At 46.4% G+C, this 22,806-nt stretch carries 18 protein-coding genes; 2 read left to right on the plus strand and 16 right to left on the minus strand.

Annotated features, from left to right (window positions below; translation table 11 throughout):
- Nucleotides 1-421 precede the first annotated feature (421 nt).
- The 5 genes from eno to rlmD form a co-directional block, all read right to left on the minus strand.
- Complete coding sequence (gene eno, locus VFDL14_RS17880; RefSeq protein ID WP_032549795.1) at nt 422-1,720, minus strand: phosphopyruvate hydratase; 1,299 nt, start codon at nt 1,718-1,720, stop codon at nt 422-424.
- A 76-nt stretch (nt 1,721-1,796) separates the two neighbouring features.
- Nucleotides 1,797-3,437 (minus strand): CTP synthase, encoded by a 1,641-nt coding sequence (locus VFDL14_RS17875; RefSeq protein ID WP_004739047.1) that lies wholly within the window; start codon nt 3,435-3,437, stop codon nt 1,797-1,799.
- A 151-nt stretch (nt 3,438-3,588) separates the two neighbouring features.
- On the minus strand, nt 3,589-4,386 hold the full coding sequence (mazG, locus tag VFDL14_RS17870; RefSeq protein WP_032549796.1) for a nucleoside triphosphate pyrophosphohydrolase: 798 nt from the start codon (nt 4,384-4,386) through the stop codon (nt 3,589-3,591).
- A gap of 328 nt (nt 4,387-4,714) precedes the next feature.
- The gene (gene relA / locus VFDL14_RS17865) at nt 4,715-6,937 is read right to left on the minus strand and encodes a GTP diphosphokinase (protein WP_032549797.1); all 2,223 of its coding nucleotides are present in this window, start codon (nt 6,935-6,937) and stop codon (nt 4,715-4,717) included.
- A 108-nt stretch (nt 6,938-7,045) separates the two neighbouring features.
- Nucleotides 7,046-8,371, minus strand: coding sequence for a 23S rRNA (uracil(1939)-C(5))-methyltransferase RlmD (rlmD, locus tag VFDL14_RS17860; RefSeq protein ID WP_032549798.1), 1,326 nt, complete (start codon nt 8,369-8,371; stop codon nt 7,046-7,048).
- Between the two features lie 165 nt (nt 8,372-8,536).
- Between rlmD and barA the strand changes: the two genes are divergently transcribed.
- Nucleotides 8,537-11,350: a two-component sensor histidine kinase BarA gene (gene barA / locus VFDL14_RS0122960; protein WP_032549799.1), complete on the plus strand. Its 2,814-nt coding sequence runs from the start codon at nt 8,537-8,539 to the stop codon at nt 11,348-11,350.
- A 78-nt stretch (nt 11,351-11,428) separates the two neighbouring features.
- On the opposite strand, the gene acpS is transcribed toward barA, so the two are convergent.
- From acpS to rpoE, 11 genes are all read right to left on the minus strand, one after another.
- Entirely contained in the window at nt 11,429-11,809 is a 381-nt protein-coding gene (gene acpS / locus VFDL14_RS17855) for a holo-ACP synthase (RefSeq protein WP_032549800.1), read from the minus strand.
- Nucleotides 11,810-11,836: 27 nt separating this feature from the next.
- Nucleotides 11,837-12,574, minus strand: a complete 738-nt coding sequence (gene pdxJ, locus VFDL14_RS17850; RefSeq protein WP_032549801.1) for a pyridoxine 5'-phosphate synthase — start codon at nt 12,572-12,574, stop codon at nt 11,837-11,839.
- Nucleotides 12,571-13,302, minus strand: a complete 732-nt coding sequence (gene recO / locus VFDL14_RS17845; protein WP_032549802.1) for a DNA repair protein RecO — start codon at nt 13,300-13,302, stop codon at nt 12,571-12,573. The genes pdxJ and recO overlap by 4 nt, the downstream gene beginning before the upstream one ends.
- 87 nt (nt 13,303-13,389) lie before the next feature.
- Nucleotides 13,390-14,361, minus strand: a complete 972-nt coding sequence (gene era, locus VFDL14_RS17840) for a GTPase Era (protein WP_032549803.1) — start codon at nt 14,359-14,361, stop codon at nt 13,390-13,392.
- Nucleotides 14,354-15,031: a ribonuclease III gene (gene rnc / locus VFDL14_RS17835; RefSeq protein ID WP_032549805.1), complete on the minus strand. Its 678-nt coding sequence runs from the start codon at nt 15,029-15,031 to the stop codon at nt 14,354-14,356. Before rnc ends, era begins: the two co-directional genes overlap by 8 nt.
- 26 nt (nt 15,032-15,057) lie before the next feature.
- Nucleotides 15,058-15,954, minus strand: a complete 897-nt coding sequence (gene lepB / locus VFDL14_RS17830) for a signal peptidase I (protein WP_032549806.1) — start codon at nt 15,952-15,954, stop codon at nt 15,058-15,060.
- Between the two features lie 245 nt (nt 15,955-16,199).
- A complete protein-coding gene (gene lepA, locus VFDL14_RS17825; protein ID WP_032549807.1) occupies nt 16,200-17,993 on the minus strand; it encodes a translation elongation factor 4 in 1,794 nt (597 codons plus the stop codon).
- 134 nt (nt 17,994-18,127) lie between these two features.
- Entirely contained in the window at nt 18,128-18,598 is a 471-nt protein-coding gene (locus VFDL14_RS17820) for a SoxR reducing system RseC family protein (protein WP_032549809.1), read from the minus strand.
- Nucleotides 18,595-19,560 (minus strand): sigma-E factor regulatory protein RseB, encoded by a 966-nt coding sequence (rseB, locus tag VFDL14_RS17815; protein WP_032549810.1) that lies wholly within the window; start codon nt 19,558-19,560, stop codon nt 18,595-18,597. Before rseB ends, VFDL14_RS17820 begins: the two co-directional genes overlap by 4 nt.
- The gene (locus VFDL14_RS17810) at nt 19,557-20,198 is read right to left on the minus strand and encodes an RseA family anti-sigma factor (protein ID WP_032549811.1); all 642 of its coding nucleotides are present in this window, start codon (nt 20,196-20,198) and stop codon (nt 19,557-19,559) included. The genes rseB and VFDL14_RS17810 overlap by 4 nt, the downstream gene beginning before the upstream one ends.
- Nucleotides 20,199-20,224: 26 nt before the next feature.
- Entirely contained in the window at nt 20,225-20,803 is a 579-nt protein-coding gene (gene rpoE, locus VFDL14_RS17805; RefSeq protein ID WP_032549813.1) for an RNA polymerase sigma factor RpoE, read from the minus strand.
- Between the two features lie 389 nt (nt 20,804-21,192).
- Here rpoE and nadB point away from each other — a divergent pair, with 389 nt between their 5' ends.
- Nucleotides 21,193-22,803 carry an L-aspartate oxidase gene (nadB, locus tag VFDL14_RS17800; RefSeq protein WP_032549814.1) on the plus strand — a complete coding sequence of 537 codons (1,611 nt, stop codon included), beginning with the start codon at nt 21,193-21,195 and terminating at the stop codon, nt 22,801-22,803.
- Nucleotides 22,804-22,806 lie beyond the last annotated feature (3 nt).

Here is a 22,806-nt window from a genome sequence, read left to right on the forward strand (position 1 = left end):
ATTAAGAGATTCCCGACTCCTTCCTTCGTCAGTCTAGGGAATGACGAATTGTAGGCAAAAAAATGCCCCGCATTAGCGAGGCATTCAAAGCTTAGATTAACAATCTACGAGAGATTATTGACCTTTAACTTCTTTAAGACCGCTTTCGTTGTAAAAAGGAGGAGCTTTAGAACCTAAAGCTTCTTCCCGCTATTTTCTACAAACATAAAAAACGCCCTACCGACGTAGAGCGTTTCAAAAGCTTTAAGCTAACAATTCGCTAGGAATTATTGACCTTTAACTTCTTAAAGGCCGCTTTCGTTGTAAAAAGGAGGAGCTTTAGAACCTAGAGCTTCTTCTCGCTATTTTCTACAAACATAAAAAAACGCCCTACCGAAGTAGAGCGTTTCAAAAGCTTTAAGCTAACAATTCAATGTATGAATTATTGACCTTTAACTTCTTTAAGACCGTTGTAAGGAGCTTTAGAACCTAGAGCTTCTTCGATACGGATTAGTTGGTTGTACTTAGCAACACGGTCAGAACGGCTCATAGAACCAGTCTTGATTTGACCTGCAGCAGTACCTACCGCTAGGTCAGCGATAGTTGCGTCTTCAGTTTCGCCAGAACGGTGAGAGATTACAGCTGTGTAACCTGCGTCTTTAGCCATCTTGATTGCAGCTAGAGTCTCAGTTAGAGAACCGATTTGGTTGAACTTGATAAGGATAGAGTTAGCTACGCCTTTCTCGATACCTTCAGCAAGGATCTTAGTGTTAGTAACGAATAGGTCGTCACCTACTAGTTGAAGCTTGTCACCTAGTAGTTCAGTTTGGTGCTTGAAGCCATCCCAGTCAGACTCGTCTAGACCGTCTTCGATAGAAACGATTGGGAATTGGTTAGCTAGCTCAGCTAGGTAGTGGTTGAACTCTTCAGAAGAGAAAGTCTTACCTTCGCCTTTCATGTTGTAGATGCCAGCTTCTTTGTCGAAGAACTCAGATGCAGCACAGTCCATAGCTAGAGTAACGTCTTTACCTAGTTCGTAACCAGCAGCTGCAACAGCTTCTGCGATAACTTCTAGAGCTTCAGCGTTAGACTTAAGGTTAGGAGCGAAACCACCTTCGTCACCAACTGCAGTGCTGTAGCCTTTAGACTTAAGAACTTTAGCTAGGTTGTGGAATACTTCAGCACCGATACGTAGACCTTCTTTAAGAGTCTTAGCGCCAACTGGTTGGATCATGAACTCTTGGATGTCAACGTTGTTGTCTGCGTGCTCACCACCGTTGATGATGTTCATCATTGGTAGAGGCATAGAGAACTGACCAGCAGTACCGTTTAGCTCAGCGATGTGCTCGTATAGAGGCATGCCTTTAGCCGCTGCAGCAGCTTTAGCGTTCGCTAGAGAAACAGCTAGGATTGCGTTAGCACCGAACTTAGATTTGTTCTCAGTACCGTCTAGCTCGATCATTACTGCGTCGATTGCAGCTTGGTCTTTAGCGTCTTTACCAGTTAGAGCTGTAGCGATTTCGCCGTTTACAGCTTCAACAGCTTTAAGAACACCTTTACCTAGGAAACGTGCTTTGTCGCCGTCACGTAGCTCAAGAGCTTCGCGAGAACCAGTTGATGCGCCAGATGGAGCAGCAGCCATACCTACGAAACCGCCTTCTAGGTGTACTTCAGCTTCTACAGTTGGGTTACCACGTGAATCGATGATTTCACGACCTAGAACTTTAACGATCTTAGACATTGAATGTTTCCTTCTCGTTGAATATATAATGTCAAATTAAAGGCAGCAGCACTGCAAACGCTACTGCCGGTATCCTTTATTTCTCTAATTCGTCACGCTGGTTTTGGCCAGCCGCTTTAACGAAGCCTTCGAACAATGGGTGACCATCGCGAGGCGTAGAAGTGAACTCTGGGTGGAACTGAGCTGCAACAAACCATGGGTGGTTTGGAATCTCGATAACTTCAACCAGCTTCTTGTCCGCAGACAGACCCGATACTTTTAGGCCCGCTTTTTCGATTTGTGGACGAAGATTGTTGTTCACTTCGTAACGGTGACGGTGACGTTCATGGATCGTCGCGCTACCGTATAGTTCACGAGCTTTCGTACCTTTCTCTAGGTGACATAGCTGTGAACCTAGACGCATAGTACCACCTAGGTCAGATTTTTCAGTACGTTCTTCAACTTTACCTTCACCATCTACCCATTCAGTAATTAGACCAACTACTGGGTACTTCGTGTCTTTGCTAAATTCTGAAGAGTGTGCACCTTCCATGCCCGCAACGTTACGTGCGTACTCGATAAGTGCCACTTGCATACCAAGACAGATACCTAGATAAGGTACTTTGTTCTCACGAGCATATTGTGCTGCGAAAATCTTACCTTCAACACCACGGTCACCGAAGCCACCTGGTACTAGGATAGCGTCAAGACCTTGAAGTGCTTCTTCGCCTTTCGCTTCTACTTCTTGAGAGTCAACGTACTTGATCTTAACGCTTAGGCGGTTCTTCAGACCCGCGTGCTTAAGTGCTTCGTTCACTGACTTGTATGCATCTGGTAATTCAATGTATTTACCAACCATACCGATGGTTACTTCACCAGTTGGGTTCGCTTCTTCATAGATTACCTGTTCCCATTCTGATAGGTCAGCTTCTGGAGCGTTGATACCAAAACGAGTACACACAAGGTCATCAAGACCTTGTGATTTAATTAGTTGAGGGATCTTGTAGATTGAATCTACGTCCTTCATTGAGATTACCGCTTTCTCTTGTACGTTACAGAAAAGAGCGATCTTCTTACGTTCGTTCGCAGGGATCATGCGATCAGAACGACAAACTAGGATATCTGGCTGGATACCGATAGACAGTAGCTCTTTTACAGAGTGCTGAGTCGGTTTAGTTTTCACTTCACCAGCTGCTGCTAGGTAAGGAACTAGTGTTAGGTGCATGAACATTGCACGCTCACGGCCTAGCTCAACTGCTAGCTGACGAATCGCTTCCATGAATGGTAGAGACTCGATATCACCAACCGTACCACCAACTTCAACGATCGCAACATCGTGGCCTTCTGCGCCAGCGATTACACGGTCTTTGATAGAGTTAGTGATGTGAGGGATTACTTGGATAGTTGCACCTAGGTAATCACCGCGACGCTCTTTCGCTAGAACGTCTGAGTAAACACGACCCGCTGTGAAGTTGTTACGCTTAGTCATCTTGGTGCGAATGAATCGCTCGTAGTGACCAAGGTCAAGGTCAGTTTCAGCGCCATCTTCCGTAACGAACACCTCACCGTGTTGAGTCGGGCTCATAGTGCCTGGATCAACGTTGATGTAAGGGTCAAGCTTCATCATAGTCACTTTAAGACCACGAGCTTCTAAAATAGCTGCAAGCGATGCCGCTGCAATACCTTTACCTAGAGAGGATACAACCCCGCCAGTAACAAAAATGTAATTTGTCGTCATGTTTAACCTGAAATTGGTTGAATGAGGGAAAATGGATTTCTTCTGGACGGGATGAAAATATACCAGAAGCCCCTTATCGCCACAACGTGAAATCTATCACACTGCTATTTTTTATTTTTTGCTTCAAATCAAATCAGCACAAAAGCTTTGTTCAACTTTTCTCCGCCAACTTGACTTCATCCCACATAGAATCGAGCTCGGAGAGGGAAAAATCGTTCAAAGTTTTGCCTTTTTGGCGAACTTTTCCTTCTACACCTTTAAAGCGACGCTCAAATTTTACGTTTGCTTTACTCAGTGCCGATTCTGGGTTTTTCCCTAGATGCCTCACTAGATTCACCGTCGCAAACAGTAAATCACCCAATTCTTCCTCTACCAAATCCTCATTTGGCGTAATTTGCAGTGCTTCTTCAAGCACTTCATCGACCTCTTCCCTAACCTTATCGACAACAGGGCCAATTGATTCCCAATCAAAGCCATATTTTGCGACCTGCTTTTGCACCTTTGTAGCACGCAAAAGTGCAGGTAGAGAGTTTGGTATTGAGTCTAGAATACTTTCCTGAGTTTTGCCTGCTTGCACTTTTTCTTTAGCTTTCTCGGCTTCCCAGTTGGCATTGATTGCCTCTTCATCATCAAACTCAACATCAGAAAACACATGTGGATGACGACGAGTCAGCTTCTCATTCACACCATCTACCACATCAGAAAACTCGAACAACCCTTGCTCTTTCGCAAGTTGGCTGTAAAAAATCACCTGAAACAGCAAGTCGCCCAACTCTTCTTGTAGGTTTGGCCAATCCTGGTTGTGAATCGCATCCACCACTTCGTATGTCTCTTCGATAGTATGCGGCACAATTGTTTCAAAATTTTGTTTCAGATCCCAAGGGCAGCCACCTTCTGGGTCGCGCAGCTTCGCCATAATTTGTTCTAGTTGTTCAATCGGGTGGCTCATGGTGCTTTCCTATTATTCGATTTGATTGTTTTAATCTAATTCTTTTCTTAAAACTAAAAAAGGTGAGCAGCTAAAACCACTCACCTTTCTATTTATTCGTCATCCCCAAGAGTGAAGGATGAACGAGTTGGGGATCTCAAACCGCATAGCGAGATTCCCTATCACGTTCGTTCCTCACTGTAGGGAATGACAACTATATTTTTTTACTAAGTAATTAGTTCTTCTAACAAGGCAGTAAACTTATGAGGCTCCTGAGCATAGCTTGCCTATGTGATGGAGCGAAATAAGTGAAACTAACGCCGTTAGAAAGCTAAGTACGACGTAAAAACTATCCTAATCTCTTGACGCTCATAACATCTTTGATCTGCTCTACCCGGCTTGTGACGCGGCTGAGGATTTCAATGTTGGTCACTTCCAGGTCAAAGTCCATCACTGATAGCTGACGCTTGTAGTCGGTACGGCTCTTCATAGTCGTAACACTGATCTTCTCATTAGCAAACAGCGAAGTGATGTCTTTCAATAATCCACTACGTTCTAGCGCTTCAACACGCAGCGTTAGGATGTAAGAACCAACGAAGCCATTACCCCAAACCGTATCAATGATTCGCTCTGGTGCGTGGATTCTTAGCTCGCTCAGTTGCTCACAGTCACTACGGTGAACTGAAATACCGCGACCTTGAGTGATGTAACCCTTGATGCTGTCACCTGGGATTGGCTGACAACAGCGTGCAAGGTGCGTCATCAGGTTATCGACACCTTCAACCACAACCGCATCTTTCTTAGGACGGCTCTGTTGAGCAGGCTTGTTTTCTGACTCAAGTAGCTTCTCTAGTGCCTTTTGATCTTCCTCTTCCGCAGTTGGCTTATTCACCAATGCATTGATGTGGTTGATCACTTGGTTGATTCGCAAATCACCGCTACCGATACCGGCATACAGCTCATCTGGCGTATTCACGTTAAAACGCTTCAGGGCATATTGGTCGGCGTCTTTGAGCGTCGCGCCAATCTTGTGCAGTTCACTCTCTAGAATATCACGACCTGCTTCGAGGTTTTTCTCACGGCTTTGTGCGCGGAACCAAGCGTTAATCTTGGCGCGGGCACGACCAGAATGAACGAAGCCTGTGGTTGGGTTTAGCCAATCACGCGAAGGGTTTGGCTCTTTCTGAGTGATGATCTCAACCTGATCACCCATCGAGAGCTTGTGAGTAAATGGAACGATACGTCCACCTACTTTGGCACCGATACAGCGGTGACCGACCATAGAGTGAATGTGGTAAGCGAAGTCCAACGGAGTTGCACCCATTGGCAAATCGACCACATCACCGCGAGGTGTAAACGCGTATACACGGTCATCGAAAACTTGGCTACGAACTTCATCCAGCATCTCGCCAGAGTCAGACATCTCTTCTTGCCAGTCGATCAGCTTACGCAGCCATGTGATCTTCTCATCGTAACCACTACGACCACCTGATGAGCCTTCTTTATACTTCCAGTGCGCGGCAACACCCAACTCTGAGTCTTCATGCATCTGTTTAGTACGGATCTGGATCTCGATGGTTTTGCCTTCAGGCCCAAGTACCACGGTATGGATAGATTGGTAGCCATTCGGTTTCGGGTTCGCGACATAGTCATCGAACTCGCTTGGTAAGTGTTTGTATTTGGTATGCACAACACCAAGCGCTGCATAACAGTCTTGCAATTGGTCTGCGATGATACGTACAGCACGCACGTCAAATAGCTCATCGAAGGCCAAGCCTTTCTTCTGCATTTTACGCCAGATGCTGTAGATGTGTTTTGGGCGGCCGCTCACTTCCGCGTTGATGCTAGAGCGTCCCATTTCAGACGTAAGGTCATCAACGAAGTCTGTGATGTACTGTTCGCGAACGATACGACGCTCAGAAAGCTGCTTAGCGATCTGCTTATAGGTATCTGGTTGTTGGTAACGGAAAGCGTAATCTTCGATTTCCCATTTAAGCTGACCAATACCAAGACGGTTAGCCAGTGGCGCATAGATATTGGCACACTCTTTCGCTGCCGCTCTACGCACCTCATCAGGCGCTTTTTTCACCTCGATAAGGTTACAAATACGCTCAGCAAGCTTGATGACCACACAACGGAAATCATCCACCATGGCCAATAGCATGCGGCGCACGTTATCAACCTGTCCTGACGCTGCGCTGCCTTCAAGGGTAACGTTGAGTTGGCCAAGTGCCGCCATCTCTTCAACGCCATCAATCAGCTTAACGATCTCTTTGCCGTAGCTCTCTTCAAAGGCTTCTCGCTCAAATACACCACTGGAGACAACAGGAAAAAGCTGAGCCGCAACGAGTGTCGCGCGATCCATTGATAACGTCACCAAGATTTCTATCATCTCTCGGCCACGCCACAATAGCAGTGAGGCTTGCTCATGCTCTTTTAGCAGTTCTTCACAGTGACGATAAACCTTGATCAGTCTATTCGACGTTTTGGCATCCTGATTTAAAGATGCAATCCAGCTCTCTAGCTCAAACTGTTCGCTTGGGTTTAAATGTGCGCTTCGTACCGCAACCATCATGCCTTCCTAGTTATTATGTTTTATACCCAACTCAGTATGACTAACCGGGTCCAAGTTAGTTCGACTCATACTGGTAACAAGACGTTTCTTATACGCCTTTTCGTTCTATGATTTTTCTTTGACGAATAGTGCCATAGATTCCAAATGACTGGTATGCGGAAACATGTCTAACATACCCATTTTGACCATTTGATAACCTTGATTTTGCAAGCTTGCCGTATCTCTAGCTAGAGTAGCAGGATTACATGAAACATAAACCACGCTCTTCGCTCCTAGCGCTGAAATTTGGTCGACAATCCCACTTGCTCCAGCGCGCGCAGGATCAAGCAATACCTTATCGAATTTCTCTTTCGCCCACGGCTGAGAAGAGAGCTCTTCTTCTAGATTCGCTTGATAGAAAGTTGCGTTGTTGAGTTGGTTTACTTCAGCATTGCTCGTTGCCTGTTTCACCATTTCATCGACGCCTTCAACACCGACCACCAGCGCAGATTGTTGTGCGATAGGTAAACTGAAATTACCTAAACCGCAAAACAGATCGAGAAAGCGTTCATCCGCTTGTGGATTCAGCCATTCAATCGCTTGTGCCACCATCTTCTGGTTCACTTGCTGATTGACTTGAATAAAGTGATTCGGTTCAAACGGCAGAGTAACACCAGTTTCACTGTATGTCGGCGCATCACCCACCAAGCGAACCAGCTGATCCGTTTCTGGCATTGAATACAAGATTGCACCCTGCTCTGTCGCTAAATCGATAAGTGCTTGCTGGTCTTTGTCTGCTAGTGGTTTAAGGTGACGAAGGACAATCACAGGCCCTTTATCAGACAAAACCAGTTCAACATGCCCAAGGTTCATAGGTTGGCTAAAAGTATCGAGTAGCGCTTTCAACTTTGGCAATAGTGCATTTAAGCTTGGCTCCAACACCGCACAGTCCGTCACATTCTCGATATGCTTACTCTGTTTCTTGCGAAAACCAAACTGCAGCTGTTGATTCTTTCTATCCATAAATAAGCTCACGCGAGCACGGCGACGATAGCCAACCTGCGGGCCAGTAATTGGTTCTGCAATTTCAGTGGCAGGGGTTTGGTATTGGCTCATCAAGTGACTCAGTGACTGCCCTTTGTGCTCTACTTGCGATGCATAATCCATATGTTGTAGATGACAACCGCCACACTGATTAAAGTGCTTACAGAAAGGCTTTAATCGCTGCTCACTTGGCTTTAATAGTTTAATCAACTTCGCACGGGCAAACTTACTTTTGCTTTCCGTTAATTGAATCACCACTTGCTCGCCCGGCAACGCACCATCAATAAACACAGGTTTATTTTTCTGATAAGCGATACCTGCGCCATTGTGATCCATTCGTTCAACCAAAACCGATTGATGCTTGGTCTCGAATTGAGTTTTCTTTTTTGGTTGAAAAAAACGTGCCATTGCTTGTGCCTAAACTATCTTTTAATCATTTATTTGTATCCAGGACTCACTATTATGTCTTGGAATCATTGTCGAACGTGGCGGCTTTGATTAAGCTTACCGTTCACTTAGCCACCATTGTGTGCGTTATTTTCCCATATCCAGACCTCGATGTAATTAAAGAACATGACCAGATATGGCTTGAGAGCCCGTGTAATTACCCTAACTCTAGCTCCGACCCTGATTATAGGGTTGTTATTGAGTGCATTCTTCTCATTTAACCGCTATCAAGACCTCGAAGGACAAGTTGTCAATACAGGTACCAGCATTATAGAACCTCTTGCGATTGCAAGTGAGTCTGGCATGCAATTAGAGAGTCGAGAGTCGGTTCGTCAGTTGATCAGCTACGCCCATCGTAAGAACTCTAAGTTGGTGCGCAGTATCGCGGTGTTTGATGAGCGTCATGAGCTGTTTGTAACCTCAAACTTCCACCCTGACTTTGAAAGCTTAACCTATCCTAAAGATAAGCCTATCCCGCATCTTAGTTCGTCCAAGTTGCTCGATAATACGCTGATTTTAAGAACCCCGATTATTGCCGAAGGTCAGTTCATGAACTCTGCTAATGGGCAATCTCAAGCGAATCAGGCTGTCGGTTATATCGCCATCGAGTTGGATCTCTCCTCATTACGATTACAGCAATACCAAGAGATATTCTCAGCGTTTCTGGTCCTTATCTTAGGCCTTGGCCTGTCTGGTGTGTTTGCATTCCGCTTAATGCACGACGTGACTCAACCGATCACACACATGAAGAACATGGTCGACCGAATTCGTCGCGGTCACTTAGATGTACGTATCGAAGGTAAGATGCACGGTGAGTTGGACTCACTCAAAAACGGTATCAACGCAATGGCGGTATCTCTGTCGGAATACCACGTTGAGATGCAACACAGTATCGACCAAGCGACTTCCGATCTACGTGAAACACTCGAGCAGCTAGAGATTCAGAACGTTGAATTGGATATCGCGAAGAAGCGCGCTCAAGAAGCCGCGCGCGTAAAATCAGAGTTCTTGGCCAACATGTCACACGAGCTAAGAACGCCACTTAATGGGGTAATTGGCTTTACTCGTCAGATGCTGAAAACGCACCTATCCACCAGCCAGACCGATTATCTACAGACCATCGAGCGCTCAGCCAACAATCTACTGAGCATCATTAACGATATCCTCGACTTCTCGAAGCTAGAAGCGGGTAAACTAGCACTAGAGAACATCCCGTTTGAGTTCCAAGCAAGCCTTGAAGAGGTCGTGAACCTACAAGCCACCAATGCTCACGAGAAAGGGCTTGAACTAACCCTTAAAGTTGACCCGAAAGTACCTGCTGGTCTTGTCGGTGACCCACTGCGTATTCAACAGATTCTTACTAACCTGGTGGGCAACTCAATCAAGTTCACCGAGCGCGGTAATATCGATATCAGCGTTGAACTACGTTCTCAATCAGAAGATAACATCGAGTTACAGTTCATGGTGCGTGATACCGGTATTGGTATCTCTGAACGTCAGCAAGCACAACTGTTCCAAGCCTTTAGTCAAGCCGATGCGAGTATCTCACGTCGCTATGGCGGTACTGGTTTAGGTCTGGTTATCACCCAAAAACTGGTTAGCCAGATGGGCGGCGAGATCAGTCTAACCAGTCGCCTGCACCAAGGTTCGACATTCTGGTTCACACTAAGACTATCGACCACCGATATGCCGATGACTGATCTTATTGAGACGCAGTGTCTGCAAGAGAAGCAACTACTATTGATTGAACCGAACATGCAAGCGGCGTCGATTACTCAGCAAGTACTGACTCAAGAAGGGTTGGTCGTGACCTACCGTTCAGTAATGCCAGAGGAGTCGACCAACTATGATTACGTTCTTCTCAACCTTGCGGCTAACCAAGACTATGAACTAGAAGTCGTTCAGCAGTGGGCAAACCGCGCTAGAGAGATCTCGCAAAACGTCATCATTGGCACCCCAAGTACAGAGTTGGCACTGGGTGAGCAGCTGATGAAAAATGTTGATGTACAGTGCATTACCAAACCACTGTCTCGCAAGAAGCTGCTGCAAACGCTGGTCTCTAACCAAGCACCGCTCCTTAATGCGCCAGTCATTGAGACGCATAGTGACGAGAAGTTGCCACTGACAGTAATGGCTGTAGATGATAACCCAGCCAACTTGAAACTAATTACCGCCCTATTGCAAGAGCGTGTAGAAACGGTTGTCAGCTGCACCAATGGCCAACAAGCGATTGACCGAGCGACCGAGCAGACATTCGATATCATCTTCATGGATATCCAAATGCCACAGATGGATGGTGTGACCGCGTGTAAGCACATTAAAGAGCTAGAGAACAATGCCAAAACGCCTGTGATTGCGGTGACTGCACACGCGATGAGTGGCGAACGCGATCGTCTATTAGCAGCCGGTATGGATGATTACCTGACCAAACCGATTGAAGAGCATGTGCTGCAGCAAGTGCTGATTCACTGGAGTCCCGAATCCGAAGTAGAGAATGTAGAAAAGATCGATCCTGAGCACCCTGCAGTTGGTGTTGAGATTGAAAGCCACACCATCGAAACAGAGAGCAGCCAGCACAAAAACATCATCATTGATTGGCAAGCCGCACTCAAGCAAGCAGCCAATAAAGAAGATCTTGCGCGTGATATGTTGCAGATGCTGGTCGACTTTATTCCTGAAGTGTACGACGCAGCAGAGAAAGCGATTGAAGAACCGGACTACCCAGTTGATGAGCTAATCCACATCATCCACAAGATGCACGGCAGCAGCTCATACAGCGGTGTGCCGAGACTCAAAGCGGTGTGTGCAACCATTGAGAAAGAGCTGCGCTCTGGCACTCAGATAGAGGACATCGAGCCAGAACTGTTCGAACTTCAGGATGAGCTAGATAAGGTTCAGGCCACAGCTATTCACTACCTAACGCCAATTCAGCCGAGTTAGCTCTCGGCACAGTTAAGTAGTGGGGACCATAGAAACAAAAAGCAGAGCCAATAGCTCTGCTTTTTTTGATTATCACTATTAAGACTCGAAGAGCACCGTTGCTACTGCGTAGTGACGTTCATCTGAGATCGTAATGTGGATAGAGTTAACGCCAATGCTTGCGGCTAACTCTTTCGCTTTGTTGTGCAAGGTAAGTACCGGCTTACCATGCTCATCGTTCGCAACCTGAAAATCATGAAAGGTGACGCCCATTGCGATACCTGTACCTAATGCTTTTGAAGCTGCCTCTTTGGCGGCAAAGCGCTTAGCTAAAAAGCGCCCTTTCTGCTTCAAAGAGTGGAACTGTTCAAGCTCTACCTCACTTAAGATACGTTCCGCAAAGGCTGCGCCACTGCGTGCTAATGCCTTTTCAACTCGCTCAATCTCTGCGATGTCTGTACCAAGGCCAACCACTGCCATGACTCTTTAACCTTCCAATTTTATCAATTAAGCGTTGTTACGCGCGTTTTCCATGACCGCTTTCATATCTGATACCGCTTTCGCTAGGCCATCAAATACTGCACGGCCAATCACAGAGTGACCGATGTTCAACTCGTAGATTTCTGGTAGAGCGGCGATTGGCGCAACGTTGTGGTAAGTCAGACCGTGACCCGCATTCACTGTGATGCCTAGGTCGTCTGCGTAGCTTGCGCCCGCTGCAATCTTCTTCAGCTCATCTTGCTGATCTTCTTCAGTCTTAGCGTCTGCATAATGACCGGTGTGCAGTTCAATGAATGGTGCACCACACGCTTTCGCTGCATCAATTTGCTCGCGGTCCGCATCGATGAATAGAGATACTTTGATGCCCGCTTCAGTTAGCTTTTGTGTCGCCGCTTTTACTTTTTCAAGTTGGCCAACCACGTCCAAGCCACCCTCTGTCGTTAGCTCTTCACGCTTTTCAGGAACCAGACAAACAAACTCAGGCTTAGTATCTAGCGCAATCTGTACCATCTCATCCGTTACCGCCATCTCTAGATTCATGCGAGTCTGGATAGTTTCAGCCAGAATACGAACATCGCGGTCAAGGATATGACGACGGTCTTCACGAAGGTGAATAGTGATACCGTCTGCACCGGCACGCTCAGCAATTTCTGCTGCGTGAACTGGATCTGGGTATTGAGTTCCACGTGCATTACGTAGGGTTGCAACGTGGTCGATATTAATGCCTAAAAGGATTGAGCTCATTTTCCAATACTCCGTGCTCTAGAGAGACCTATTTGTGGCATAAACAGCTCTCTACTTTTTAATGGTTTGCCGCCAAGATACGGCTTTAAGGCTATGCGTGTAAAGCGTTTTGCCGCTTTTAACTGCTCTTTCGTTATAAATCTACGTTCACTGATCGCTATCAGTTCATCCCCCATAAAGGTCAGGTTGTCACGACGCACAGAGGCAATAAAGCCCTTCTGCTCGCGATAGCGATAAGTCATTGTCGGATCAATAGGTTCTCCGGTACCTGCACAGTGCAGAAAATCAACGCCGTAACCCATTGCTGATAACAGAGCGAGTTCAAAGCGTCGCAATGCCGGCTCTGGATTCTCATTATGCGCCAGTTCTGTTAAAGCATTAAGATAATCATGAAAAAGTGCGGGCATTGGCACTTCTGCCATCAAAACTCGCCCGATTAATTCATTTACATACATGGCGGAGTAGAGGTTAATCCCAGTTAGCGGCAGTCCAAGGCTGATAGGTTCCGCTTGGCGCAATGTTTTCATTGAGCCATTACCAGACCATTTCAGCAGCAGTGGCGTAAACGGCTGCAACGCGCCCTTAAGATTGGAACGCTTACTGCGTGCCCCTTTAGACATCAGTGTCATTCGTCCGAACTCTTCACTGAACACATCTAAAATCAGGCTCGATTCACTGTACGGTCTGCGATGTAATACAAAGCAGCGCTGTAACCCTTCTGAAGACATATCACCTTCTAAATAGAAAAAAGGAGCCTAACTGGCTCCTTTTAAAATGGTTTCGACCCGGAGCGAAGCGCTTGCGCCTCTAGCGGGTTATAAGTCGTCGATGTAGCCCAGTGAACGCAGTGCACGTTCATCATCAGCCCAACCCGACTTCACTTTAACCCAAGTTTCTAGGAATACTTTACGACCGAATAGTTCTTCCATATCCAGACGAGCTTCGCGACCGATTGTCTTGATCTTCTCGCCGCCTTTACCAATCACCATCTTCTTCTGGCCACTACGCTCAACTAAGATAAGTGCGTTAATGTGGAAGCCATCGTTGTCTGGGTTGTAGTCAAAGCGTTCGATCTCAACCGTCACTGAGTAAGGCAACTCATCACCCGTAAAACGCATCAGCTTTTCACGAATGATCTCTGACGCCATGAAGCGCTGAGAACGGTCCGTTACATACTCTTCAGGGAAGTGGTGTGTCGCTTTCGGAAGATGTTCACGAACGTGCTTACGCAGTACATCAGTGTTCTTACCGTGTTTTGCCGAAATTGGCACAACATCGATGAAGTCCATCTTCTTAGACACCTCCATCATGTGCAGCATCACGTCATTGCGGTCTTGCACGTTGTCTACTTTGTTCACACAAAGAACGACTGGGAAGTTCGCTTTCTTAAGCTTGGTCAGTACCATCTCATCGTCTTCAGTCCAGTGCGTACCGTCAACAAGGAAAAGTACCAAGTTCACATCACTCAAAGAGCTGTTTGCTGCACGGTTCATCAGACGGTTGATAGCACGCTTCTCTTCGATATGAAGTCCTGGAGTATCAACGTAAATCGCTTGGTAATCCCCTTCGGTCTCTACACCCATAATACGGTGGCGAGTCGTTTGAGGTTTACGCGATGTGATCGAAATCTTTTGACCCAAAATATGGTTCAGAAGTGTCGACTTACCTACGTTCGGACGACCGACGATAGCGATGAAACCACAGTGCTGGTTTTCCGGTAGGCTAGGTTCTTTGTTATCAGATGCAAAGAATGCATCGATATCGAATTCTTGGTTGTTATCAGACATTGCTTAGTTGCTCTAATGCTGTTTCAGCAGCCGCTTGTTCTGCCTTGCGGCGGCTAGTGCCTTTACCGATAACAGGTTTATCCACACCTGCCACTTTACACTCAACCGTAAATTCCTGGTTGTGTGCTTCACCTTTAATATTAGTCACTGTGTAGACAGGTAGCGGATTTCTTCGGCCCTGTAGGAACTCTTGCAGACGCGTTTTCGGGTCTTTTTGAGAAACACCAGGCTGAATCGCTTCTAGGCGAGTTTTGTACCAGCTTAAAATGATGCCGCGAATTGTTTCAGTGTCGCTATCTAGGTAGATAGCACCAATGATTGCTTCGACAGCATCTGCCAGAATAGAGTCACGACGGAATCCGCCACTCTTTAACTCACCTGGACCTAATTTTAAGTAATCTCCTAGGGCGAATTCACGACCTAGTTCAGCCAATGTATGTCCGCGTACCAAAGTAGCACGCATACGGCTCATATCACCCTCGTTTACTTTCGGAAAACGGTGGTAGAGATCATCAGCGATGACAAAACTTAAAATTGAATCGCCCAGAAACTCAAGACGTTCGTTGTGCTTACCTGCAGCGCTGCGGTGAGTCAGCGCCAGGTGAATGAGATCGGTATCTTTGAACTGATAGCCGATCTTTCTCTCTAGTTTATCAATTGGAGAATTCATGCTCTCTCGATGTATTTAGTGATCGATTAATTAATGCCACCGATGCGGTTGAAACGCACACCAGTTGGGATCCAAGAAGGTAAAACACTGTCTGAGCTACGCTCGAATTCAAAGCTGATCCAAATCGCAACCGCTTTACCTACTAGGTTTTCTTCAGGGACAAAGCCCCAGTAACGGCTGTCTGCACTGTTGTCACGGTTATCACCCATTACAAAGTACTGGCCTTCTGGAACAACCCACTCGTTAACACCTGGACGAGGCTGGTACGATTGCACACGGTCACGACGCAGTGGGTTAACTAAAACTTGGTGCTCAACATCACCCAACTTCTCATTGAGTTGGATAAGTGGCACACCGTCTTGAATAAATTGGCTCTCTTCAACGTTACTCAGCTTCACAGGTTTGCAGCCTTGTGTGCCTTTGGTTTGAATACACAGCTCTTTGTTACTGTTGTAACGAATCATATCGCCCGGCAGGCCAACCACACGTTTAATGTAGTCAATATTTGGCTGTGGCGGGTACTTGAATACGATTGAGTCACCACGCTCAGGTTTGCCTGTTTCTACCAGTTGAGTGCGCCATACTGGGTCTTTTAGACCGTAAGCGTATTTCTCAACTAGGATAAAGTCACCTACAAGTAGGGTTGGCATCATCGAGCCCGATGGGATTTGGAACGGTTCGTAGATAAATGAACGCAGCACCAAAACAAATGCAATTACAGGGAAAATGGATACGCTATTTTCAACCCACCAAGGCTGAGCCGTCACTTTTGCACTGGTTTCAGCATCTAAACCGTTAGTTTGAGCGGTAACGCTAGCCAGTTTCAATTGGCGTTTCTTAGCCCAAACAAACTTCTCTAACGCCCATACAACGCCAGTCACTAAGGTTACGATCACTAAAATAAGCGAAAATGTATTAGCCATTTATATCCCTTAAATTTCATTTCTTTAAAAATAACGAAAGTGAAAGAGTATAACTCTTTCACTCTACTTAATATTTCTAATTGTTATCAATCACACTGACTAGATGCTTGAAAGATTACGCAGGAAAAATCGCTTAGTTCTAGGCGCAAAGTGCAGTGACTAGTGGGCCTAATTACAAATCTTTGCAACAACGAAATAAGCGATTTTAACCAGTAATATTTAGCAGTTAGTTAGTACGATTGATACTAGTCTTTGCCAACGTGAAGAATTGCTAAGAACGCTTCTTGAGGCAGCTCTACGTTACCGATCTGCTTCATACGCTTCTTACCTTCTTTCTGTTTCTTCAGAAGCTTCTTCTTACGACTCACGTCACCACCGTAACATTTCGCGATAACGTTCTTACGCAGCTGCTTAACTGTTGAACGAGCGATGATGTGGTTACCGATAGCCGCTTGAATTGCAATATCGAACATCTGACGAGGGATGAACTCTTTCATCTTCTCAACTAGCTGACGACCACGAGTCTGAGACTGATCTTTGTGGGTAATCATTGCTAGTGCATCAACAGTGTCGCCGTTTAGAAGAACGTCTACACGAACCATGCTAGACGCTTCAAAGCGTTGGAAGTTGTAATCCAGTGACGCGTAGCCACGAGATGTTGATTTCAGACGGTCGAAGAAGTCCAGTACCACTTCAGCCATAGGAATATCGTAAACAACCGCTACTTGGTTACCGTGATAGATCATATCAACCTGCACACCACGCTTCTCAACACACAGTGTGATTACGTTACCTAAGTAATCCGATGGTACTAGGATGTTACAACGTGCAATCGGCTCACGAATCTCATCGATATCGTTAATAGCAGGAAGCTTAGCTGGGCTATCTACGTAAAGCAGTGTGCCGTCAGTTTTTTCAACTTCGTAAACTACGGTTGGCGCAGTTGTAATCAGGTCTAGGTCGTATTCACGCTCTAGACGCTCTTGGATGATCTCCATGTGAAGCATACCAAGGAAGCCACAACGGAAACCGAAACCTAGAGCTGCAGAGTTTTCTGGCTCGTAGAATAGTGATGCATCGTTTAGGCTCAATTTGCCTAGTGCATCACGGAAGTTTTCGTAGTCGTCAGATGATACTGGGAATAGACCTGCGTATACCTGTGGTTTTACTTTCTTAAAGCCCGGTAGTGCCGTTTCACAGCCGTTTTTAGCCAGTGTCAGCGTATCACCTACTGGTGCACCAAGGATGTCTTTAATACCACATACAACCCAGCCTACTTCGCCAGTTTGCAGAACTTCGGTATCAACCTGTTTTGGTGTGAAGATACCTAGACGGTCTACACCCCAAACTTGACCAGTACTCATTACTTTGATCTTGTCGTTCTTTCTTAGAGAACCGTTCTTGATACGTACTAGCGATACAACGCCAAGGTAGTTATCGAACCAAGAGTCAATGATCAGTGCTTGTAGCGGCGCATCTGGATCGCCTTCTGGCGCAGGGATCGCTGAAACAATGTTTTCTAGTACATCGTCAACACCGATACCAGTTTTCGCAGAACAGCGAGTCGCTTCCATTGCGTCGATACCAACGATCTCTTCGATCTCTTCAGATACGCGCTCTGGATCCGCAGCAGGAAGGTCAATCTTGTTTAGGATTGGCACAACTTCCAGATCCATTTCGATCGCTGTGTAACAGTTTGCTAGTGTCTGAGCTTCTACACCCTGACCCGCATCGACAACCAGTAGCGCACCTTCACAAGCGGCTAGAGAACGAGATACTTCGTATGCGAAGTCAACGTGTCCTGGAGTATCGATGAAGTTTAATTGATAAGTTTCACCATCTTTAGCAGTGTAGTTAAGAGTCACACTCTGAGATTTGATAGTGATGCCACGTTCACGCTCCAGATCCATCGAATCAAGGACTTGCGCAGCCATTTCACGATCGCTTAATCCTCCACAAACTTGGATTAGACGGTCAGATAGGGTCGACTTACCATGGTCGATGTGGGCGATAATCGAAAAGTTACGAATGTGCTTCATAATTTGGTGTGACAAACTCTTTAAATTAGGACGGTAAGAAAGCCGCGTATCGACCGCGTTTCATAGACTGCGGTGGCGGCATTTCAATCAAGTTGGCAGATTCTACCCAATTTAACCGCAATACGCATCATAAATTAGACAAGCGGCTCACCAAGGATTCGAATCAACACCACTTGCTGCTTCGATTTGTCTTCCATTGGTTTGGCCAAACGTTTTGCAAGGGCAATACCACCAGCTGTAAATATAGCAGCAGACAGAATAACTGCGCCCTCTCCGACTCCAAGTAAAGGCGCTAACAGCAGCTGACCAAAGGCAGCACCGAGCATCATCATGAACAATGGAACGAGGTACACTAGAGCTGCCGACTCCAGCAGACTCCTTTCAGGAAAACCTATCTCGACGATTTGTCCAGCTTTCACAAGGTTCTTGGTCGTTAGTTGCCAGAAAAGGGACTTATTGCCAACGGCTTTGGTCACGATACCAGTGCCACAACTCTTTTGAGAGGAACAGCTACTGCAACTGGTTTGTTGCTCGCAGCTCAATTGCACATGATAGTGAGCGCCCTGTTTCTCAACGGCGCTCACGGTAGCCAATGCGGTCATCATTGGCTTGTACCTTGATTAGCAGCAAATTGCACCGATTGTGCGATACGCTGCGCGGTTGCAGGAGGAATATCTCCGACTACAGAGATCTCGTTATCACCACTCACTAAGCTATGCAGGGTACGACGACCTTGGCGCACAAGCTGACCTTTAAGAGAGTGCTCATCTCTGTCTGAGATATAAACCGAGAAGCTAAATAGACCGTCACTAAACATCTGGCTTTCAACCATCTTATTGGTTGTTGCCATTGGGTAGCGGTTTAGCTCTTTCGCTTCAAATCCATCAGGGATCCAAGAGACGCGCCAATCGCTTTCGCCCACCACACCGTCAGGTAAAGAGAGCACTTTCGGTAGCTGAGCGTTGTTCAGCCCTGCCATCGCTTCTGCAATCTTATCGTTAACCACATAAGAAATCGTACGGTACTGCTCTAGAATTTCACCATCTCGGTCGAGCAGGTCCGCTCGTAGGGGCAGATTAGTGTTCTCATCAACCCAAAGAACATAGGAGTAACGCAGGCCGTCTTTTGGCACCACACGCAACACTTGCGTTGTCGTACCGGCTTCACGCGCACGCCCTACCTTCACGAAGTCGTAATACTCGTTCAGGATATCAATGTCGTTATTCAACATCGGAATAACTGGCGCAACCATATTGCCAGACTCAATCGTAAAAGGTTCAGTACCTGGTTCGATGTAGCTGACTTCGTTGCCGCGACGAATTACTTCGCGTACAGGACCACTTAGGTAGACAAGGTGAGCGAGTTGTTGCTCGTCACTTACGGCATGACGATACAAGAGCGGTTCAATACTGCTCTTCTTGATCAGTATGTAGGAAAGTTCGTAATTTAAATGCTGACTGGCCTCGTTCATTTGATGCAATAAGGCCTTTGCAGAGGGCTCTTCTGCAAAGGCGCTTGGAGAGATCAAGCTGAACAGTGTCAGTGCACTGACCAGGAATTTCTTCATTCAATATCCGATTCTAGACGCGACTCATTTTCAGTCGACGCGTCGTTGTTTAATCTCAATTGCAACTCGTAATCTTGCAACATAGCGTGTACGCGCTTGCGCTGCTCTTGCAAGTTAGCATCTGTTACAGGTTTCTCAACAGATTCACGAGTTAGGCTTACTGGCTCTACCGAACCGGCAAACGGGATAGTTTGCAGTACAGGCAGTTGTTCTGCTTCAGGTGCGGCTGGATCGCTACCACCATACTGTTGAATACCCAAAATAACCGCCAACGACACACAAGCCGCAACGGCAACTTGACCAAATTGCTGCAGCCAAGCTGGCATCTGGCGTTTTGCTTGTTGAGGTTTAGGTTGTTCTTCTTGCACTTCTGGAGCAACAGTTTGTGTCTGCTCTGGGCGCAATGAATGCACATTGTTGAGTTTGTTGTGCGCAGGCTCATTCTCAAGCGCCGCAGCAACACTATCCGCAATGTTCCACTCTAGCGTTTCTGGCGCATCGCCTCGCATGACATCACCGATTAAATGGTAACTCTGCCAGGTATCCTTGCTTTCTTGATCAGACTCCAACTCAGCAATCAGAGCTTTATCGATCGTTTCACCATCCATGAGTGCCGAAAGCTTTTCTTTATCAGCCATTATTTTCACCATAATTATTACAAGTTTTAGCGCTGCAAAAGAGGTTTAATTTTCTTTTCCACCGCTTCACGAGCACGGAAAATACGCGAACGTACGGTTCCTACAGGGCAATCCATTACTTCTGCAATCTCTTCGTAACTCAAGCCTTCAAGTTCGCGTAAGGTCATTGCAGTTTTCAAGTCTTCCGGTAGCGCTTCAATCGCTCCGAACACTACTTCTTTCAATTCTTTCGACAGCGTTAAGTTCTCAGGGTTCGAAATTTCTTTCAATGCGCTGCCAGTTTCAAAATATTCTGCATCATCTGCATCTACATCGGTTGCAGGAGGCCTACGGCTCTGTGCAACTATGTGATTTTTTGCTGTGTTCACGGCAATTCGGTACAACCATGTGTAGAAGGCGCTCTCGCCTCTAAAGTTTGGTATTGCGCGGTAAGCCTTTATAAACGCTTCCTGTGCCACATCAGCCACATCACCGGAATTATTCACGTAGCGAGAGATAAGATTGCAAACTTTGTTTTGATACTTAACCACTAACAGGTTAAATGCTTGCTTATCTCCACTCTGAACTCGCTCAATCAACACTTGATCGGTTAGCTGCTCGTTCATTCGAGCGGGTACTCCTATTGTTATCACCCTTACCTTCTCAGATATGGGTACTAATTATGCGAAATGTAGTATTGACATCACTGTCTACATGAGCACTATTGTGACTAGGTCAAATAAGGAAAGTTCCAACTTTCTTAAAATTATTTGCCATTATTGTTTCACAATGTGATGTAATAAAAATAGCTGCCCCTATCAATTTGGGGAAACTTAAGCAAAAGCAATGGTATTGAGCAATTAAATATTTCTAGATAGCTGTCTATATCTTGATTCTGCATTGTCTTTAAGGACTCATTGAGACTGAGTATAACAGTCGTTAAAGCCCTCCTAAAACAAGACAACGTCAATTTAGAGTGGACAACTCGACTATAGCCCGGGATTTAAAAAGTTTTATGAACGCAAACCGTGAACATCAATGTGATGTATTAGTGGTGGGGAGTGGTGCTGCTGGCTTGTCATTAGCCTTACGCGTCGCTGAACATGCAAAAGTAATCGTATTAAGCAAAGGACCACGTAGCGAAGGATCGACGTACTACGCACAGGGTGGTATCGCGGCCGTATTTGACGAATCGGACAGCATTGAGTCGCACGTTGAAGATACGCAAATTGCTGGCGCTGGGTTATGTGAAGAAGACACCGTTCAATTCATTGCTGAGAATGCTAAAGAGTGTGTGCAATGGCTAATCGATGGCGGTGTGCCTTTCGATAAAGACGAAAACAGCACTGAAGGTCAGCCTAAATACCACCTGACTCGTGAAGGCGGCCACAGCCACCGACGTATCCTACACGCAGCAGATGCAACCGGCATGGCAATGCAGACCTCTCTGCAAGACAACGTTAATAACCACCCAAACATTGAGATCTTAGAGCGCCATAATGCCCTCGACTTGATCACCGAAGATAAAATCGGTGGCTCAAAAGATAAAGTTATCGGTGCCTACATTTGGAACCGCAACCAAGAGCAAGTAGAAACCGTTCGCGCGAAATTCGTGGTACTTGCCACTGGCGGTGCCTCGAAAGTTTACCAGTACACATCCAACCCAGATGTCTCTTCTGGTGATGGTATTGCGATCGCTTGGCGTGCAGGTTGTCGTGTTGCGAACCTTGAGTTCAACCAGTTCCACCCGACCTGTCTATTCCATCCTGAAGCTCGTAACTTCTTGTTAACTGAAGCTCTTCGCGGTGAAGGTGCGTATCTACGCCGCCCTGACGGCACTCGCTTTATGAAAGATTTCGACGAGCGTGGTGAGCTAGCCCCTCGTGATGTGGTGGCTCGCGCTATCGACTTTGAGATGAAGCGTCTTGGCGCCGATTGCATGTATGTGGACATCAGCCACAAGCCTGAAGAGTTCATTACTGCGCACTTCCCAATGATTCACACGCGCTTGATGGATCTGGGTATCGATATGACCAAAGAGCCGATTCCAATTGTTCCTGCTGCGCACTACACCTGTGGTGGCGTGATGGTGAACAAGGATGGCCAGACCGATCTACAAAACCTCTATGCAATTGGTGAGGTAAGCTACACAGGTCTTCACGGTGCGAACCGCATGGCATCAAACTCACTGCTAGAGTGTGTCGTTTACGCTTGGTCCGCAGCCAAACACATCGTCGAGAACATCGAACAATCTCAACTGTGTGCAGCACTACCTGCATGGGATGAGAGCCAAGTGACCAACAGTGACGAAGAAGTCATCATCCAGCACAACTGGCATGAACTGCGTCTCTTTATGTGGGATTACATGGGTATCGTACGTACTGATAAGCGTCTTGAGCGCGCTATGCGTCGTATTCAGATGCTGCAACAAGAGACTCACGAATACTACAGTCACTTTAAGGTTTCGAACAACCTACTAGAACTGCGTAACCTACTGCAAGTTGCTGAGCTAATGGTGCGCTGTGCGATGCAACGTAAAGAGAGCCGCGGTCTGCACTATACGCTGGACTACCCTGAACTGGCTGAAGACAGCGGTCCAACAATTCTGACGCCGAACAAAAACTAAGGC

It is taken from the genome of Vibrio fortis, from assembly GCF_000695685.1.
Classification (GTDB): domain Bacteria; phylum Pseudomonadota; class Gammaproteobacteria; order Enterobacterales; family Vibrionaceae; genus Vibrio; species Vibrio fortis_A.